The organism is Streptomyces changchenzhani, from assembly GCF_039766235.1.
GTDB lineage: Bacteria > Actinomycetota > Actinomycetes > Streptomycetales > Streptomycetaceae > Streptomyces.
In genome coordinates, this window is the sequence record NZ_JBDHNH010000004.1 from 484,753 (window position 1) to 500,765 (window position 16,013).

10 protein-coding genes are annotated in these 16,013 nt (G+C 69.1%); 7 read left to right on the forward strand and 3 right to left on the reverse strand.

Annotated elements, in window-relative coordinates:
• Positions 1-10: 10 nt before the first annotated feature.
• Positions 11-2,455 (reverse strand): RICIN domain-containing protein, encoded by a 2,445-nt coding sequence (locus tag ABCR94_RS16550; protein ID WP_347120048.1) that lies wholly within the window; start codon positions 2,453-2,455, stop codon positions 11-13.
• A 613-nt stretch (positions 2,456-3,068) separates the two neighbouring features.
• Between ABCR94_RS16550 and ABCR94_RS16555 the strand changes: the two genes are divergently transcribed.
• The 6 genes from ABCR94_RS16555 (at position 3,069) to ABCR94_RS16580 (ending at position 10,064) form a co-directional block, all read left to right on the forward strand.
• Positions 3,069-4,154 carry an ABC transporter substrate-binding protein gene (locus tag ABCR94_RS16555; protein ID WP_347120049.1) on the forward strand — a complete coding sequence of 362 codons (1,086 nt, stop codon included), beginning with the start codon at positions 3,069-3,071 and terminating at the stop codon, positions 4,152-4,154.
• Positions 4,155-4,238: 84 nt separating this feature from the next.
• On the forward strand, positions 4,239-5,858 hold the full coding sequence (locus ABCR94_RS16560) for a sugar ABC transporter ATP-binding protein (RefSeq protein WP_347120050.1): 1,620 nt from the start codon (positions 4,239-4,241) through the stop codon (positions 5,856-5,858).
• Positions 5,855-6,826 (forward strand): ABC transporter permease, encoded by a 972-nt coding sequence (locus ABCR94_RS16565; protein ID WP_347120051.1) that lies wholly within the window; start codon positions 5,855-5,857, stop codon positions 6,824-6,826. The genes ABCR94_RS16560 and ABCR94_RS16565 overlap by 4 nt, the downstream gene beginning before the upstream one ends.
• Positions 6,823-7,872 carry an ABC transporter permease gene (locus tag ABCR94_RS16570; RefSeq protein WP_347120052.1) on the forward strand — a complete coding sequence of 350 codons (1,050 nt, stop codon included), beginning with the start codon at positions 6,823-6,825 and terminating at the stop codon, positions 7,870-7,872. The genes ABCR94_RS16565 and ABCR94_RS16570 overlap by 4 nt, the downstream gene beginning before the upstream one ends.
• A 43-nt stretch (positions 7,873-7,915) precedes the next feature.
• Positions 7,916-8,938 carry a LacI family DNA-binding transcriptional regulator gene (locus tag ABCR94_RS16575; RefSeq protein WP_347120053.1) on the forward strand — a complete coding sequence of 341 codons (1,023 nt, stop codon included), beginning with the start codon at positions 7,916-7,918 and terminating at the stop codon, positions 8,936-8,938.
• 49 nt (positions 8,939-8,987) lie between these two features.
• Entirely contained in the window at positions 8,988-10,064 is a 1,077-nt protein-coding gene (locus ABCR94_RS16580; RefSeq protein WP_347120054.1) for an aldose epimerase family protein, read from the forward strand.
• Positions 10,065-10,243: 179 nt separating this feature from the next.
• On the opposite strand, the gene ABCR94_RS16585 is transcribed toward ABCR94_RS16580, so the two are convergent.
• Both ABCR94_RS16585 and ABCR94_RS16590 read right to left on the reverse strand, forming a co-directional pair.
• Positions 10,244-13,216: a CARDB domain-containing protein gene (locus tag ABCR94_RS16585; protein ID WP_347120055.1), complete on the reverse strand. Its 2,973-nt coding sequence runs from the start codon at positions 13,214-13,216 to the stop codon at positions 10,244-10,246.
• A 504-nt stretch (positions 13,217-13,720) separates the two neighbouring features.
• Positions 13,721-14,155: a transposase gene (locus tag ABCR94_RS16590; RefSeq protein ID WP_347120056.1), complete on the reverse strand. Its 435-nt coding sequence runs from the start codon at positions 14,153-14,155 to the stop codon at positions 13,721-13,723.
• 451 nt (positions 14,156-14,606) lie between these two features.
• Here ABCR94_RS16590 and ABCR94_RS16595 point away from each other — a divergent pair, with 451 nt between their 5' ends.
• A complete protein-coding gene (locus tag ABCR94_RS16595; protein WP_347120057.1) occupies positions 14,607-15,851 on the forward strand; it encodes an NAD(P)/FAD-dependent oxidoreductase in 1,245 nt (414 codons plus the stop codon).
• Positions 15,852-16,013: the final 162 nt, after the last annotated feature.

Consider the following 16,013-nt stretch of genomic DNA (forward strand, 5'->3'; position numbering starts at 1 on the left):
GGTCCGTCGCTCAGAGGAGCCGCCACAGGTGGTCGGCCGTTCCGCTGTCGTCGTACTGGACGATATGAGCGCTGTCGCCGGTGGACATCGCGTCCACCCCGAGCACCTTGTCCGCGTGCCGGTTGCGGATCCGGTACCAGCCGTCCCCGTCCGGGACGAGCCGCCACAGGTGGTCGGCGGTGTCGTTGTCGTCGTACTGCACGATGTGCGCGCTGTTCGCGGTGGACATCAGGTCGACGCCCAGCACCTTGCCGGAATGCCGGTTGCGGATCCGGTACCAGCCGTCGCCGTTGGCCACCAGCCGCCACAGGTGGTCGGCCGTCCCCGTGTCGCCGAACTGCACGACGTGGGCGCTGTTGGCGGTGGACATGCCGTCGACGCCCAGCACCTTGCCGGAGTGGCGGTTACCGATCCGGTACCAGCGGTCCGCGAGCCATGGTTCGGCGTCCGGGGCGGCCGTCGGGAAGGACGTGATCCGCAGCCGCGCCGCGCCCATCGGCACGAGCGTGACCTCCTGGACCGGCTCGTCGGAGCGCGCGGGGCTCGGCTGGAGGGGGGCGACCACGTGCTCGTCGTCCGCCGTCCACTCGGGGATGCGCCGGGCGCGGGCGGTGATGGTCAGCGGGGTGCCCTCCAGGGTGAACGGGTTGTCGCCGGGGGCGCGGCCCGTGGAGCGGTGGCGCAGGGATGCCGTGGGGCGGGCGCTGTCCAGGACGAGGCCGTAGTTCCAGGGGCTCGTGGCGTGGACCGCGTACTGCGGGAACGTGTCGCTGCCGCCGATCCGCTCGTAGCGCTCCCCGATGCGCAGCGAGTATGTGAGCGGCCCGTGGTCGACGCTGACGGAGTCGTGGTTGTCCGCCCAGGTGCGTACGGCGGTCCGCTGCGGCAGGCGCAGGGTGACCTTGTCACCGCTCGACCAGGTCCGTTCGATCCGGGTGAAGGCAGGCCCGGCCGGGGCGGCGACCCGCTGCCCGTTGACCCGGATCTCCGGGTCCGCGCACCAGGCGGGGACCCGCAGCACCAGCGGGAAGCGCAGCGGCTTCGGCGAGGCCAGGGAGAGCGTGACGGTGTCCGTGAAGGGGTAGCCGGTCTCCTCGGTGAACGTCACCTCCGTGCCGTCCGCGACCTTCGCCCTCACCTCGCTCGGCGCGTACATCGCCGCCGCGAGACCGCCGTCCGGGGTGGCGAGCCACAGCTCCTCTGTGAAGTACGGCCAGCCCATGCCGTAGTTGTGCGGGCAGCAGCGGTACTGGTCCACCCCCGGCAGGAACGCCAGCATGGCGAAGCCGTTCTGAAACTGGCGGTCCCGCTTGGGCACGTTGTCCAGGTCCACGCTGTTGGCGCAGGTGACGTAGTGCGCCGCCTTGCCCGACGGGTCGAGCGAGGCCGGGAGCGAGTTGAAGGCCAGCTCCTCGCAGCGGTCCGCCCACAGCGGGTCCCCGGTGATCCGGGTGAGCAACTGGTGGCTCGCCATGAACTCGACGATGCCACAGGTTTCGAAGCCCTGGCGGGGGTCGCCGTGCCCGGGCCGGGCGTTCTCGTCCCCGGCGAATCCGCCGCCGGGGAACTGCCCGTAGGCGTCCATGGCTCTGGCGTACGTGCCATAGGTGTTGCGGGTGTCGGTGGCCGAGCCGCTGCGCAGCGCGAACTGAGCGGGCTCGCGGAAGCCCTGCGCGATGTTCACGTTGTGCGGGTCGACCAGATTGTCGCCCCAGTTGGCCCCGTACCGGTGGATCTTGTCGACGAGGTCCAGGAGGAACGCGTCGCCGGTGCGGTTGTAGAGCCACATGACGCTGTCCAGGCCGTCGCCCCAGCGCAGCGCGATCCAGCTGGTGTCGAACGCGCCCCGGCCCTGGGCGTTCATGTAGCGGAAGAACCTGCTGAGGAACGGGATGACGCGGGTGTCGCCGCTGTACTCCTGCCAGGAGCGCAGGGCCTGGATCAGCGGGAGGAACGGCCAGAAGTCGGGCCCGCCGTTGAGGGAGGTCCGCAGCGCCTTCGGGCCGAAGAAGCCGTCGGACTGCTGGGTGGCGAGGATCGCGTCCAGCCAGCGGCGGGTGGCGGCGAGTGCGGTCGTGTCACCGGTGACGATCGCGAGGTCGGTGTAACCCCGCAGCCAGTACGGCACCTCCTCCCAGCCGCCACGCTCCGGGCGTACCCAGCCGGTGGCCGTGAAGTCGAGGAAGTGCGAGAACTCCTCGTACCGGCCGCACAGGCCCTCCAGCTGGAGCCGGAGCTGACCGGCCAGCCAGCCCCGCGCCCGCACCGCGCCCGGCGGAAGCTTCAGGAAGGCGGTGGGGTGCAGCGGAGCCGCGTTGGGGTGGTAGTGGCCGCCCGGGGCGGCCGGGGCCCGGCTGTGGTCGGGCGTCGCGGCGGTCGCCCACCGGCTCGTCGCGCCCGTGGCGACGGCGGTGGCCACTGCGGTGGTCATGAGCTGCCTTCGGTTCAGGGGCATCGGTGCGGCTCCTGCTCTTGCGGACCGGCCGCTGTGCCGCGGCCGGCTCGGTGGGGGTGGCTGCGCGGCACCGTGGCCGGGCAGTGCGGGGCTGCTGGGCGGTGCGGAGTGACCTGACGTGCGGCTGAGCGGTGAGCGGGCTGCTGCCGGGCGTGGGGCGGGCTGTCCGGCCCGGGGAGCGGTGGGGCGGTCTGCGGGGTGCATGCCGAAGGTCGCCGTCGCGTGGCGTGGCGTCGGACGGCTGCCGTTCTTTCAACGTTGGAAAAGGGCGTCCGGCGGTATGACAGCACGGTGTCGGGCCGGTGTCCAGACTCTGCGCAGGGCCCGTTGCCGTACGGCGGACAGATTCCCCCGCGCGAGCCCCGGCGGTCGTCCGACACATTTTGGAAACGCATCGCCATCGCTCTTGCCGCCCGTGCCACACCGCATATATAACGTTGTAAAACGAGCCGCCGACAGGCCGCGCAGGCTCTCACGACCGCTGTTCCCGCAGTACGGAGCAGGGGCGTGAGCAATGCAATGACATCAGCCACCGAGCGGCCGATGCCTCGTCCCGCATGCCCGACCGCACGCCGATCAGCGTGCCGTCAACCCGCCAAGGAGCGTTCCGCGCATGATGATCCAGCGTCGATCCCGTACCCTCGCCGTGGCCTGCCTCCTCGCCGCCACCGCCACGCTGGCCGCCGCCGGCTGCGCCAAGTCGGAGACCTCCAGCAATGCGGGCGGCGACAGCAGCCAGGGGGCCCAGGAGGTCAAGACCCCCGATTCCTCGTCCGGTTCGGGCTGCTCGCTGAAGACCTACGGCGCACCGAAGCTGGACCTGAAGGACGCGGTGGTCGGCTTCTCCCAGTCGGAGAAGGAGGCCAATCCGTTCCGGATCGCCGAGACCCAGTCCATCAAGGACGAGGCCAAGAAGATCGGCGTCAAGAAGCTGCTCACCACCAACGCCCAGTCCCAGCTGTCCAAGCAGATCAGCGACATCCAGGACATGCTGTCCCAGGGCGCGCAGTTCCTCATCGTCGCCCCGCTCAACTCCGACGGCCTGGAGCCCGCGTTGAAGGCGGCGGCCGCCAAGAAGGTCCCCGTCCTCACCATTGACCGTACGGTCAACTCCACCGCCTGCAAGGACTACGTGGCCTTCCTCGGCTCCGACTTCGTCGAGCAGGGCAAGCGCGCCGCCGATGCGATGATCAAGGCCACCGGCGGCAAGGGCAAGGTCGCCATCCTGCTCGGCGCCTCCGGTAACACCGTCACCACCGACCGCACCAAGGGCTTCGTGGACCAGGTCAAGGCCGAGGCGCCCGGCCTGGAGATCGTCGCCCAGCAGACCGGCGAGTTCGCCCGCGACAAGGGCCAGCAGGTTATGGAGCAGCTCATCCAGTCCAAGCCCGACATCACCGCCGTCTACGCGGAGAACGACGAGATGGGCCTTGGCGCGATCACCGCCCTGAAGGCCGCCGGGAAGAAGCCCGGCAAGGACGTCAAGATCGTTTCTATCGACGGCACCCGCAACGCCGTCCAGGCCCTGGTCGACGGGGAGTACAACGCGGTCATCGAGTCCAACCCGCGCTTCGGCCCGCTGGCCTTCGCCACCGCGCAGAAGTTCTACGCCGGTGAGGAGATCGCGAAGAACGTGATCATCACCGACCGGGAGTACGACGAGGCCAACGCCAAGGACTCGCTCGGCGGAGCGTACTGACCCCACCGGAGGCCGGCCGCTGTGACCGTCCCGGCGCTTGCGGCGGCCCGGCCCCACTCCCGTAACACCGAAAGGCCAGGATTCATGGCACCAACCGAAGCGACACCCCAGCATTCGGTGACCGCCGGGGCGGGCGACCCCGCCGCGGCAGCGACCGTGCTCGAAGCGCGCTCGGTGAGCAAGCGGTTCCCGGGCGTCGTCGCCCTGGACGGCGTCTCCTTCTCGCTGCACGCGGGGGAGGTCCACGCGCTCGTCGGCGAGAACGGGGCCGGCAAGTCCACCCTCATCAAGGTGCTCACCGGCGTCTACCAGAGCGACGAGGGCGAGGTGCGGGTGGCAGGCGAACCGGTCCGCTTCTCCCGCCCGTTCGAGGCGCAGCAGGCCGGGATCTCCACCATCTACCAGGAGGTGAACCTCGTCCCGCTGATGAGCGTGGCGCGCAACATCTTCCTGGGCCGGGAGCCAAAGAATCGTTTCGGGCTCATCGACTTCGCCCGGATGAACCGCGAGACCACCGAACTCCTCGACGGGTTCGGCGTCCGCGTCGACCCCCGGCGGCCCCTGCACACCCTGGGCATCGGCACCCAGCAGATGGTCGCGCTCGCCCGCGCCGTCTCCGTACAGGCCCAGGTCGTCATCATGGACGAACCCACCTCGTCGCTGGAGCCTCGCGAGGTCGAGACCCTCTTCCGGGTCATCGAGAGCCTGCGCGGCCAGGGCATCGCCGTCCTCTACGTCAGCCACCGCATGGACGAGCTCTACCGCATCTGCGACCGGGTCACCGTCCTGCGCGACGGCCGCCACATCCACACCGGCGACCTGGCCGGACTGGAACGCATGCAGCTCGTGTCGATGATGCTCGGCCGCGACATGGCCGAGGTCCGGCGCGACGGCCTCACCGGCTTCGACGCCGGGGGCCACGACGCGGCCCGCACCCCCGTCCTCACGGCCACCGGCCTCGCCCGCCGCCACCAACTGCACGACATCTCGCTGTCGCTGTACGCCGGTGAGGTCCTGGGACTGGGCGGACTCCTCGGCTCCGGCCGCAGCGAGACCGCGAAGGCGCTGACCGGCGCGCTGCCCCTGGACGGCGGGGAGATCACCGTCGACGGCAAGCGCCTCGGCCGCCCCACCCCCGCCGCCGCCATTCGCGCGGGCATCAGCATGCTCCCCGAGGACCGCAAGGCCGATGGCATCGTCCCCGGACTCTCCGTCCGCGAGAACATCGTGCTCGCCGCGATGCCCCGGCTCTCCAGGGGCGGGATCGTCTCCCGCGACCGGCAGGACCGGATCGTCGACATCTTCATGAAACGGCTGCGCATCAAGGCCTCCAGCCCCGAGCAGAAGGTCGGCGAACTCTCCGGCGGCAACCAGCAGAAGGTGCTGCTCGCCCGCTGGCTCTGCCTGGAACCCAAGGTGCTGCTGCTCGACGAGCCCACCCGCGGCATCGACGTCGGCGCCAAGGCCGAGGTGCAGAGCCTCATCGACGACCTCGCCCGGGAGGGGCTCGCCGTCCTGCTGATCTCCTCCGACATCGAGGAGCTCATCGAGGGCGCCGACCGCATCGTCGTCCTGCGCGGCGGAGCGGTCGCCGGTGAACTCGCCGGCGACGAGGTGGACGAGAGCCGCCTCCTCGAAGTGCTCGCCGACCACACGCCCGATTCCGGTGGCAAGGTCCAGGCCGCCCAGGAGGACCCCAGATGACCCAGGCCACCCTGACCCGCCCCGCGAAGCCGCTGGCCCGGCTGCGCGACCCAGCCTGGTACCAGGAGTACGGGGTGTACGCGGCCGTCGCCGTCGTGCTGCTGTTCAACGCGCTGTTCACCGAGCACTTCATGACGGCGGACAACCTGCGCACCCAGCTCGTCCAGGTCGCGCCCATCGTGATCGTCGCGCTCGGCATGGCCCTGGTCATCGGCACCGAGGGCATCGACCTCTCCGTCGGCTCCACCATGGCGCTCGCCGCCGCCCTGCTGCCGCTCTACCTCGGCTACGGTCTGGTGCCCGCGCTGCTGATCGCGCTGCTCGCCGGAGCGGTGGTCGGCGCGATCAACGGCGCGCTCGTCTCCCTCGTGGGGCTGCAACCCATTGTCGCGACCCTCGCCCTGTTCGTCGGCGGCCGGGGCCTCGCCCTCGTAATGGCGGACGGTCAGCTCAAGCAGATCGTCAACCCGGACATCCTCGCGCTCGGCACCGGATCCTTCCTCGGCATCCCCCTGGTCGTCCTCATCGCCGGCGTGCTCGCGCTGGCCGTCGCGTTCCTGGTGCAGCGCACCACCTTCGGGCGGCAGATCGTCGCCATCGGCGGCAACCGCTCGGCCTCCGCACTGTCCGGACTGCCCGTCAAGCGGGTCCTGATCGGCGTCTACATCCTGTGCGGGGTGATGGCGGCCCTCGCCGGCATCCTCGCCACAGCCAGGCTCACCGCCAGCGACCCGTCCTCGCTCGGCACCCTCATGGAACTCTCCGCCATTACGGCCGTCGTCGTGGGCGGCACCCCGCTGGGCGGCGGCTCCATCCGGGTGCTCGGCACCGTCGCGGGCGCCCTGCTGATGCAGCTCCTGCGCGCCACCCTCGTCAAGCACGACCTGCCCGACTCCACCGCACAGATCGCCCAGGCGGCCATCATCATCGCCGCCGTCTACGTCGCCCGGGAGCGTAGGTCCCGATGAACAACACCACACCCGCTCCCGTGTCCGCGGCCGAGGCCCCGGCGCCGCTCAAGAACGCCCCCTCACGGCCCGAACCCCGCCCCGATCGCACCACCGGCTCCCGTATCGGCGAACTCGTCCAGCGGCAGGGCGTGCTCGCGGTCCTGCTGACCGTGATCCTCATCGCCTCGTTCGTCTACCCGACGTTCGCCAGCCTCGACAACGCCCGCGGCGTCACCGTCCAGGCGTCCTTCCTCGCCGTCGTCGCCCTCGGCATGACCCTGGTCATCATCACCGGCGGCATCGACCTCTCCGTCGGCTCCGTCTTCGCCCTCGGCGGCGTGCTGGCGGCCTGGGCCTCGCAATGGGGCTTCTTCGCCGCGCTGCTGGTGCCCCTGGCAGTCTGCGGCGCGATCGGACTCCTCAACGGGCTGCTCATCGCCCGCGCGAACATGGCTCCCTTCATCGTCACGCTCGCCACGCTGCTCGCCGCGCGCGGCATGCTGCTCGCCTTCACCGACGAAGGGGCCACCACCTACCTGGTGCCCAAGGACTCCGCCTTCGCCGAGCTCGGCCAGGGCAGCGTCTGGGGCTTCGGCTACCCGATCCTCATCGCCCTCGCCCTCTTCGGGGCGGGCGGGCTGCTGCTCCAGCGGACCTCGTTCGGGCAGACCCTCTTCGCCGTCGGAGGCAGCAGCGACGCGGCCACCCTGATGGGCCTGCCCGTCGCGCGGACGAAGATCCTCGTCTACACCCTCAGCGGACTGCTCGCCGGACTCGCCGGAGCGCTGAACGCCGCCCGCCTCTCCTCCGGCGTCACCATCGTCGGCGTCGGTATGGAACTCGATGCGATCTCCGCCGTCGTCATCGGCGGCACCCTCCTCATCGGCGGCGCGGGCTCGATCAGCGGCACCCTCTGGGGCGTCCTGCTGCTCGCCGTGATCCAGAACCTGATCAACCAGATCGGCTCGCTCAACTCCTCGTACCAATCGGTGGTCAGCGGCGGCTTCCTCATCGTTGTCGTGGTGGCGCAGCGTTACCTCGCGCGCAGCCGAAGAACCACCTGAACCGCACGGATCGGGCCGAGTCGAACCAAGTACAAGGAGTGCCGTGGGCGTCAGCCTCAAGGACGTAGCTCAACGGGCGGGCGTGTCCATCAAGACCGTGTCGAACGTGGTGAACAACTACCAGCACATCACCCCCAAGATGCGAGCCAAGGTCCAGCAGGCGATCGACGAGCTCGGCTACCGGCCGAATCTCACCGCCCGCCACCTGCGCAAGGGCCGCACCGGCATCATCGCCCTCGCCGTCCCCGAATTCGGCAACCCGTACTTCGCGGAGCTGGCCGGCGCGGTCGTCGACGCCGCCGCCCGGCACGACTACACCGTCCTGGTCGACCACACCGGCGGCCTCCGCGAGAAGGAGCTGCTCGTCAGCCAGGGGTTCCGGTCCCACGTCATCGACGGCCTCATCCTCAGCCCCATCCACCTGGAGACCGAGGACCTGATGGCCCGCACCGAGACGGCACCGCTGGTACTGCTCGGCGAGCGCGAGTACGAGGCCCCGTACGACCACATCGCCATCGACAACGTGGCCGCCGCCCGCGAGGCCGTCGCCCACCTCATTGCCCTCGGCCACCGCAGGATCGCCTTCCTCGGCTCCCGCACCGGCCGCGAACGCCAACCCGCCCATCTGCGGCTGCGCGGCTGGCGCGAGGAGCTGGCGGCCTCCGGCATCGAACCCGACGAGTCCCTGGTCGTCGTCACCGACGGCTACGGCCGCGAGGACGGCGCGGCGGCCATGGGCTCGCTCCTCGACCGGGGCGAACGGCCCGACGCCGTCTTCGCGTACAACGACCTCATCGCGATCGGGGCGATGCGCACCATCACCGAACGCGGTCTCCTCATCCCGTCCGACATCGCGGTCGTCGGCTTCGACGACATCGAGGAGAGCCGGTACGGGGCCACCACCCTCACCACCATCGCGCCGGACAAGGCGGCCATCGCCCAGCTCGCCGTCGACAGCCTCATCGAACGCCTTGCCGGCACCCCCGTCGCCGAACCCCGGCGGCCCCGGCCCGGCTACCGTCTCGTCGTCCGCGAATCCACCACCCCCGGACAGGCCGCCCGCTGACGCTCCGCGCCTCCCGCCGGGCGGACCGCACTCTCCAAGGAAACTCCTCATGCCCACCGTGCACCGCAAACCGTTCGGCCGTGTCCACGGGCAGACGGAGGTCGGCCTCTGGACCCTCGACTCGGGAACCGGCGTCCGGGCCGAGATCCTCACGTACGGCGGTGTCCTGCACAGCCTCACCGTGCCGGACACCGCCGGCGACCCCGGCCCGGTCGTCCGCTCCCTGCCCGCCCTCGACGACTACACCGACAAGAACCCGTACTTCGGGGCTGTCGTGGGCCGGTACGCCAACCGCATCGCCCACGGCCGCTTCACCCTCGACGGCACCACCCACCACATCCCCGCCAACGACCGGAGCCACGCTCTGCACGGAGGCCCCGACGGCTTCCACACCAAGGTCTGGGAGGCGGCAGGACACCGTACCGACACCACCGCCGTCCTCCGGCTCACCCTGCGCAGCCCCGACGGCGACATGGGCTTCCCCGGAGCGCTCGACGTCACTGTCACCTACACCCTGGACACCACCGGGACCCTCGCCGTCGACTACACGGCCGTCACCGACCGGCCCACCATCGTGAACCTCACCCACCACGCCTACCTCAACCTCGGCGCCGACGACGTCCTCGGCCACACCCTCCAGGTCGACGCCGACCACTACCTCCCCATCGACCACGACGGCATCCCCGAAGGCCCGCCGGCCCCGGTGAACGGCACCCCGTTCGACCTCACAGCCCCGCAGCCCATCGGCGAGCCCCTCGCCCGCCCGGACATCCAACTGGGCCGCGCCGGAGGCTTCGACCACTGCTGGGTACTGCGCCCCGCCGCTCCCGCCACCCTGCGCCGGGCGGCCCGCCTCACCGCCCCCGGCGACCGGCGGACCCTGGAGCTCTGGACCACCGAACCCGGCCTCCAGGTCTACACCGCCAACCAGCTCGACGGCGCGTTCACCGACGGCACGGGCCGCCGCCACCAGCGCCACGGCTCGCTCTGCCTGGAGACCCAGCACCTGCCCGACTCGCCCAACCGCCCCGACCACCCCAGCACCGTGCTGCGCCCCGGAGTGACGCTGCGCAGCCGCACGGAATGGCGCTTCCCACACCTGGACCGGAATCCGGAACGGCCGTAGGGAAACGGTTCCCGTCCCGACGGCGCCCTGCTGCAGTTCCCCGGTCGCCAGAATTCCCAGGTTCAACAGGCGGCGCGCCTCTCCACGTAACGGGCCGCCGTACCGCCCGGACCCGTTTCGAGGCGTCCGGGCGGTACGGCGGCAACCTCAGGGAGTGGCCAGTTGCCTCCCCTGCCGAGTTACCGGTGAGATGGCAGCGAGGCCCTCGCACCCCCGCCGTTGATCACGAACTGCGAGCCGGGTTCGACCAGGATGTTCCCGTCCGCCGAGTCGGTGATCGTCACGTTCGAGAGCGTCGCGCTGCCGCGCGCTCCGCCCATGGCGAGGATGCCGGAGCCGTTGTTGGACTTGGAGATCGTTACGTCCGTGATCTTCACGTCCGGCATGGCGCCACCGCCGGTCTTGAACTGGATGCCGTCGTACGTCGAGTCGTGGATGTCGGTGTCGCGGATCGTCACACCGGGGATGCCCTGACCCTGCGCGAACAGCGTGATGGCGCCGAACTCCTGATCCTCGTTCCAGAACGCGCCGCCCGTGCGGTACAGACCGTTGTTTGCGATCAGTGTCTGCCCGGAGAAGGGCAGCGGGTCGTGGTCCGTCGCGAGCATGATGCCTGGGTAGTTCATGGTGTCGGAGATCAGGTTGTTCTCGATCCTATTGCCGTAACCTCCGTACACCGCGATGCCGTTGGCGCGCCATGGGAGCTGGATGGTGTTGTTGCGGAAGGCGTTGTCGTGGCCTGTGTCCACCGCCTGGTCCTTCACGTACTTGTTGGCCCAAACCGCGAGGGCATCGTCACCGGTGTTGCGCAGCGAGGAGTTGAACACGGTTGAGTTGCGGGTTCCGTTGGAGAAGTTCACCCCGTCGGCATAGGTGTTGCGAATCCGCATGCCGCTGAACTCCACGTCGCCCGGGCCCCACAGGGCCGGGATGTTGTCGTAGTCGCGGCCGACCCAGGCGCCCACGTTGGCGTGCTCGATCCACACATTCGTGATCTTGGTGTCCTCGCCGAAACGGCCGTTGAGCCCGACCCCGCCTTCCTGGTTGCCGTCCCCGCCGCGGATGGTGCCCGAGCCGAAGACGGCGATGTCGGAGATCTTGGTGTTGTCGTCGATGTCGAAGCCGAAGTTGCCCTCGTGCGGGTGGTTGATACCGCCCGCCTCATGCGGCGGGGTCAGCGTGTAGAGCTGGGAGTGCCACATGCCCGCGCCTCGGATGGTGACGTCCTTGATGCCCACCTGGTTGTACTGGCCGCGGTTCTCCGGGTCGTCGGTGAGGATCTTCTGTTCCTGCCGCCACTGCCCGGCCGGGATCCACACGCACTCGATCTGGCCCCTCTGGTCGGCGGTCACGGCACGCTGGATGGCGCCGGTGTCGTCGATCCCGTCGTTCGGGATCGCACCGTACTGAGTGATCGAGGTGCACGCGGCCGGCTTGCTCGCGGCCGGTGCCACCTGCTCCAGATCGATCAGATCGACGATGTAGAAGGCGGCGTTGTCACCGGCGTCGCGTTGCAGCCGGAACTTGGTGCCCTGCGGGTACGTCTGCGCGAGGAGCGCGTGCGACTCGTCGAACAGCCGATGTGCGTCGCCGCCCGGGGTGTTGGTCAGTCCCTCGGGCTGATCGGTGGTGCCGTACAACCAGCTGTGTTTTGAGGAGAGGGGCACCTTCTGTACGAACTTTCCGTCGGCGTAGAGGCTGAGTGTGGCCTCCCTGCCTCCGCCACCCGCCGCGTCCGGGATGGAGTTGCGTATGACGATCGAGTTGGACGCACTGTTGGAGGTGAACTCCACGTGCTGGCCGGTCGAGTTGAGGCGTACCGACTTCCGCCCCGAGGACTCGGTGGCGAAGTTGGTGTGTCCGAAGGTGCGCTTGACGTCGGTCTCAAGGAGCGTGCCCTCGTATGTGCCGTCCTCCGCCTCGTACTCGACGTACGGCACGGCCGCGCCGCGCCCGACCACGACGGATCGCGCGAAGACGTTGTTGTCCTCGTTCGTCTCGTCCACCACGTCGGTGGCGTCGGCGGTCGCGGTCAGGGTGGCTCCGCCGCTGGTCGCGGTCCAGCTGCCATTGATGCCCACGGTCGCCGTCTGGCCGGCGGGTATCGCGGGTGCGGTGCCGTTCAGGGTGGCGCTGCCCACGGTCAGCCTCGTGACCGAGCCGGCGCTTACTGAGCTGGTCCCGCGGTTGTGCACCTTCACCGCGAACGTGACGTTCGCCCCGACGGCAGGATTGGCCGGGCTGGATGTGATGCCGGTGATCTCCAGGTCGGGGCCCGGGCTCTGGCCCACGGTCAGTTTCGTGGCGGCGGTGCGGCTGTTGTTGCCGTTGTCCTGCTCGGGAATCGTGTCTGTCGGGTCGACCGCCGCGGACACGGTGTAGCTGCCCTGTGCCCGCTTGCCGATGGTGACCGGGACGGTCGCCGACGCACCAGCGCCGAGCGCGGCCACCGGGGCACTTCCTGTGACCGTGCCGTCCAGGCTGACGTTCACCGTCGTTGCGCCCGCGGCCGCCGAACCGGCGTTGCGCACCGTGGCGTTCACCTTGATCGTGTCGCTCTCCGAGGGTTGTGCGGGATCCCAGGAGAGGTCGTTGAGGGTCAGGTCCGGGTTGGGTGCCCCGGCGCCCATGATCTGGAGCTCGGCGACCTGACCGGCGTATCCCGAGCTGTTGCTGGAGATCTTCAGCTGTACGTCGGCGTAGCGCCCGGTGACCGGAATGGTCACGGAGTTCTGATTGCTTGAGGGGTTGAAGGTGTAGTCGGCCCGCGCCTTCAGCGAGGTGAAGCCCTGAGCGGACTGCTCGCGTCCGAGCACCTCGATGCTCTGCGTACGCGTCGACCAGGCTGCGTCAGGATTGAGCTTGACCACCACTGAGTCGAGATCGGCGTTGGCGCCGATCTTCACCCTCAGCGTCGACGGGTTGCTGCCCGCCTCCCAATAGGTGCTGGTGCTGCCGTCGTTGGCGTTCGTGGCGAAGTAGTTCTGCGTCGAGGAGGAGGCCTCGATCGGTTTGTTGAGCGCGAGGTTCGCCGATGCGGCTGCGGGGCGTGCAGTGGTTGCGTTGGCGGGGACGGGCTGGAGCCCGATCGCCGCCAGTCCGGTGAAGAGTGCGGCGGTGAGCAGCCGTTGACTGCATTGCTTCCATCTCATGGCGTCCTTCTGTTCCGCGGTAAGGGGGGAGTGCGCCTGTCGGCGCACCGGACCGGGAGGAGCGGGGCGTCCTGAGCGGCTCGCTTGAGGAGCCGCAAACTTGCGTGATCTGACTACAACTTTTGAGTAAAACTGTAAGAGTTTTACGCGCTTGGCATCGCAGGTTTCCCTCGGGTCACGGGATTGTCAACGCTTCTCGCATCGCGACCAACTACCCGTGTGCATTGCGGCAGGTCAGTGCAGCTGTCACGGGACAGGGATTCACTTCCGGGGGCGTCGTCACTTTGCTGGACTCCGGGCGGTGTGCTCCGGAACGGAGCGTGTCCGGTCGTCGGGTCGCTCTGATTGAGGCGGTCGAGGGCAGGTCCGTACCCGTGATCATGTGCCTCCAGTTGGTGAAAACGTTGGGCATCGCGCGGCAGCAGTCGGGTGGGGTGTTCGGGTGTGGCGAGGAGGTGTCGGCGGGGTCGAAAATGCGGGATACCGACCACACCTTCAGTCGCATCAACTTCCGGGGCGGGGAACCGGGAGTGAATCAGCCCAGGCCGCGTCGGTGTCGCCGGGTACGAGGGCCGTGGCGGGCGGCGAGGTAGGTGTTTCCTTGGCTCTCGCCGTGCCGAACGCGGCGAGGCCGAGGGTGCCTTTGGGGCAGGGGTTGCCGGACCGGGCCTTCGTGTTCTTGGTGCGGCCGGCGGACTCGTGATGCCCGGGGCAGGCCCCGGCCCAGGACGCGAGGTGCTTTGCCGTCGCGAACCGGGTCATGCTCCCGCCGGTCTCCGCGGCGGTCACTTCAGCGGTGGCCTGGTTGAAGCCGGGGGTGGTGTCGAGGAGGTCGGCGCGGCACGCCCACAGGAAACCTGCTGTTCGGCAGCGAGTGAGCGCCGATCGGGCACGGCTTCGCGGACCCGAAGAACTGGTGGATCCGCGCAAGCTCTGCATGAACACCGCTCACGTCGCCCTGCGGCTACTGGGGTTATCGGTATGTGCGAATGCCGGGATCTCCCGGGGACGGGTGATCGCCCGGAAGGGGTAGCCGGCCGGGCTTGCTGGATTATCCAACCGCCGCTCACGCCAAACGCATTCGTTCAAGATAGAAGAACTTTCATTGTGTGTGATTGATTGAACCCTTCACCATGACTGGCTCGTTCCCGCCTCGCGCGGGAGTGTGATGCATGGCACATTCTCGCCCTTCGAAGTGGCGTAAAGAGGGGCATGTCGTGCGTCGTCCGAGCGGAATGGAACATTCAATTGGCGAAAACCTGACGCCTGGTCATTACTCGGCCATTACCGATGCTTGACCTTCAACTATCGATGTTCATAGCCTTCGCCCCGTGCTTGCGCCGCTGACCAACGGTGCGTCAGCACCTCAAACCGATTGACGGGGGATGGTATGTACGACGTCATTGTTGTGGGCGGCCGCTGCGCCGGATCACCGGTTGCGATGCTGCTGGCCCGACAGGGCCACCGGGTCCTCGTGGTGGACCGGGCCTCATTTCCCAGCGACACGGTGTCGACCCACTACATCCACCAGGCGGGGCTGCTGCGGCTCCAGGACTGGGGCCTGCTCGACGAGATCATCGCGGCCAAGACCCCGGCGCTTCGGAAGATGCACTACTCCTACCGGGGCATCGAGCTCAACGGGTTCGCCGAGCCGGTGGACGGCATCGATGCCGTCTACTGCCCGCGGCGCACCGTGCTGGACGAGATCCTCGTCAACGCCGCCCGCCGGGCCGGCGCTGAGGTCATCGAAGGGTTCACGGTATCCGACCTCGTCTTCACCGACGGCCGCGTGACGGGCATCCGAGGACGTGAAGGGGAGGGGCCGGAGCGGGAGTTCCGCGCCACCGTGGTCATCGGCGCCGACGGCTTCCACTCCACGGTCGCCAAGAAGGTCGGCGCGGAGCTGTACAACGTGCGCCCCGCGGCGGGCTTCATCTACTACTCGTACTACAGCGGGCTCGACGACTGGGGCCTGCACCACAAGACCGGCTTCAACGAGAAGTGGTTCGGCACCTGGCCGACGAACGACGGCGTGAACATGCTGGCTGTCATCTGCACGCGGCGTCAGCTGAAGGAGTTCCGCCAGGACGTCGAGGCGGGCTTCCAGGGCGTGTTCGACGACGTGTCCCCGGAGATGGGCGTACAACTGCGCGACCAGGGCAGGCGCGAAGAGGACTTCAGGCCCATGCGCTACCCGGACAACTACTACCGCCGCGCGTACGGCCCCGGCTGGGCGCTGGTCGGCGACGCCGGCTACCACAAGGACCCCTACACCGGGTGGGGCATCACCGACGGCTTCGTGCACGGCGAGCTCCTCGCCGAGCGCGTCCACCAGGGCCTGACCGGCGAGCGACCGATGGACGAGGCGCTGGCCGAGTACAACAAGCTGCGCGACGAGGAGAGCGCCGGCGTCTACGACTTCACGACGACGCTCGGCGAACTCACCGAACTCCCCCCGTTCTTCCGGGCGACGATGGCTGCGATGGGCAAGACGCAGGAGTGGACCAACAAGATGCTCGGCCTGATCGGCGGAGTCGTCCCGGACTACGAGGTCTACGCGCCGGACGCTCTTGAGCAGCTCTACGACGCCGCCGGCACGCCGCAGGAGGAGCGGATCTACGATCCGGCCGGCTGACGACCTTCGCCGCATCAGTCCCGACCAGGCACGCATGCCAAGCGCCGTGCGTTGAGTGTGCCGTTACCGGCGCTCACGCCGGTGCTTCACGCCCCCCCTTGCACAACAGGCAGCCGTGCGTGCCCAGGTGGCTTCTTTTCGAAGATGGTTGGCTCGCCCGCC